The sequence below is a fragment of the Corynebacterium sp. MSK039 genome (genome assembly GCF_030232315.1).
Classification (GTDB): Bacteria; Actinomycetota; Actinomycetes; order Mycobacteriales; family Mycobacteriaceae; genus Corynebacterium.
Map to the genome: position 1 here is coordinate 1 of NZ_JASPJL010000028.1, position 2,818 is coordinate 2,818.

The 2,818-nt window shown below is 60.0% G+C and carries 2 protein-coding genes and 1 tRNA gene; all 3 read left to right on the plus strand.

All coding sequences use genetic code 11. The features are described from left to right. The first annotated feature begins 311 nt into the window (after positions 1 to 311). The 3 genes from QP997_RS09645 to QP997_RS09655 all read left to right on the plus strand — a co-directional run bounded on the left by QP997_RS09645 (position 312) and on the right by QP997_RS09655 (position 2,569). Complete coding sequence (locus QP997_RS09645; RefSeq protein WP_284846995.1) at positions 312 to 689, plus strand: DUF485 domain-containing protein; 378 nt, start codon at positions 312 to 314, stop codon at positions 687 to 689. Between the two features lie 51 nt (positions 690 to 740). Next, positions 741 to 2,348, plus strand: a complete 1,608-nt coding sequence (locus tag QP997_RS09650; RefSeq protein WP_284846996.1) for a monocarboxylic acid transporter — start codon at positions 741 to 743, stop codon at positions 2,346 to 2,348. Positions 2,349 to 2,496: 148 nt separating this feature from the next. Continuing rightward, positions 2,497 to 2,569 (plus strand) — tRNA-Arg (locus QP997_RS09655). Positions 2,570 to 2,818: the final 249 nt, after the last annotated feature.

A 2,818-nucleotide genomic window follows, 5' to 3' on the forward strand; every position in this document is an offset into this window, starting at 1 on the left:
CTTCGTGCTCTCAATGGAAACTGCTCCCCACTAGTCGGTAACTGATTTCTCAGTCCAACTAATGGGGAGCAGTTCACCGGCCACATGGCCGGGTTTTTCTCTATGATCCGCGTTTTTGCAGGTCGGGCGGAAGTTTTCATGAACGCTGTCTAAAAAGTCAAAACTTTCTTATCGGAAACTTTGGAAAAAGCTCTAGGTGCCGGTAGATTCTTTCGCAATCGCAAAAGAATTGTGATGCCAATCACAGGAGCTGAGGCCGAACGGCCAGGCGAATGTGAAGATCTGCACAGTCCCAAGGAAGGGAGAAAGAGTTGACCCAGTCGGCCACCCCCGCGCAACGGCACGTCCCCACGCCCGATGAATTCGTCGCCGCGCAGCAATCACCCGAGTTCCAGGAGCTTCGCTCAAAAATGCGTGGGTTCACCTTCCCCATGACCGTGTTTTTCATCGTCTGGTTCGTCCTCTACGTCAGCCTGGCGATGTTTGCACCGAACTTCATGGGGATCAAGATCTGGGGAAACATCAATGTCGGCGTGCTCCTTGGCTTCGGCCAGTTCATCACGACCTTCCTGATCACGTACCTCTACGTGAAGTACGCAGACCGCGAAATTGAGCCCCGCGCCCAGCATGTTCGCGAGTCCCTCGAAGGCTCCCCCGCAACCCCAGCCAGCCAGGCTTCCCGGGGCTAGCGGCACCGCGTCCCGCTCACCCCCACGGATTAGAAAAGGAAAGGTCTCACTATGGATCTCATTCTTGCTGCCTCGCAGGAGACAAACCCGATCCTGAACATCAGCGTATTCATCGCCTTCATCGTGGTGACGATGTACATCGTGACGAAGGCTGCCGCCAAGCCGCAGAAGTCCGCGACGGACTTTTACACGGGTGGTGCTTCCTTCACCGGTACCCAGAATGGCCTGGCCATCGCCGGCGACTACCTCTCGGCGGCATCCTTCCTGGGCATCGTCGGCGCAATTGCTCTTACGGGCTACGACGGCTTCCTGTACTCCATCGGCTTCTTCGTCGCGTGGCTCATCGCCCTGCTGCTGGTCGCCGAACCGCTGCGTAACACCGGTAAGTTCACCATGGCGGACGTGCTCTCCTTCCGCCTCAAGCAGCGCCCGGTGCGCGTGGCCGCAGCGTTCGCGACCCTGTTCACCTCGCTGTTCTACCTGATCGCCCAGATGGCCGGTGCCGGTTCCCTGGTCTCCGTCCTGCTGGACCTGCACTCCAAGACGGCCCAGGCTGTCGTCGTCGTGATCGTCGGCCTGGTGATGATGGCCTACGTCCTCATCGGTGGCATGAAGGGCACCACCTACGTGCAGATGATCAAGGCGGTCCTGCTGATCGCCGGTGTTGCTTTCATGTTCCTGATCATCGCCGTAATGTGGAAAGGCAACCTCTCCCAGCTCTTCGCTGACGCTGTGAACTCCCACGGTGACCCGGCGATCCTGCAGCCTGGCCAGAAGTACGGAGCCACGACCGCAACAAAGTTCGACTTCATCTCCCTGGGCCTGGCGCTGGCGCTTGGTGCCGCTGGCCTGCCGCACGTCCTGATGCGCTTCTACACGGTTCCGACCGCGAAGGAAGCACGTAAGTCCGTGACCTGGGCGATCGTCCTGATCGGCTCCTTCTACCTTCTGACCCTGTTCCTGGGTTTCGCCGCTGCCGCCAAAATTCCCCCGGAGGACATCAAGAACGCACCGGGTGGCGCGAACGCCGCAGCACCGTTGCTAGCGATGGAGCTGGCAGGCCCGATCTTCATGGCCCTGATTTCCGCGGTTGCCTTCGCGACGGTGCTGGCCGTGGTCGCTGGTCTGGCGATTACCGCTTCCGCTTCTGTGGCTCACGACTTCTACAACGGCGTGCTGCGCAACGGCCAGGCAACCGAGGAGGAGCAGGTCCGCGTCTCCCGAATCACCGTGGTCGTGATCTCGCTGGTCTCCATCGCGCTGGGCATCCTGGCGATGGACCAGAACGTGGCCTTCCTGGTCTCCCTGGCGTTCTGCATCGCTGCGTCCGCTAACCTGCCGACGATCCTGTACTCCCTGTACTGGAAGAAGTTCAACACCACCGGCGCCGTGGCCTCCCTGTGGGTCGGCCTGGGCGTGGCCCTGGTCCTGATCTTCTTCTCCCCAGCAGTCTCCGGTGCAGAGACCGCGATGTTCCCGAACGTGGACTTCGCTTGGTTCCCACTGACCAACCCGGGCCTGGTTTCCATCCCAGCTGGCTTCATCGCCGGTATCGTGGGCACCTACCTTGGCAAGGGCGACGAGGATCCGAAGCTGCAGTCCGAGATGGAGGTTCGCTCCCTCACCGGTGTTGGCGTGGAGGCTCCGGTCGACCACTAAGCCACTCCCCGAGGCTCCTCTTCTTGGATGAGCCCAGCCGCCTGGTCAACGGTGGCTGGGCAACACCCCCGCCGCATCTGGCTAGTTCCAGAAGCTGCGGGGGTACCTTGTATCATGAGTGGTCGTGCCCGCAGGGTGCGGTCGCACAGCCCCAGTAGCTCAGTGGATAGAGCACGGCTCTCCTAAAGCCGGTGTCGTAGGTTCGATTCCTACCTGGGGCGCTTTTTGTTTTTTTACCCCAGGCGGATTCTAGGGGTCGTTGCAACATTTCCTAGCTTTCAGCTAAATCTAACAGCTCCGCCATCCGCTCCGCAGGAGTAGCAAAACCCAACGTCTTACGCGGCCGACAATTCAACCGATGAGCAACAAGCTCCAACTCCTCCCGCCCATAAAGAGGGTGTCCGATTCTTTGTGTGCGGGGGTTTGGTTTACAAGTAGTCCGCGAATCGGTCGGGGTAAGCCACGGCTAG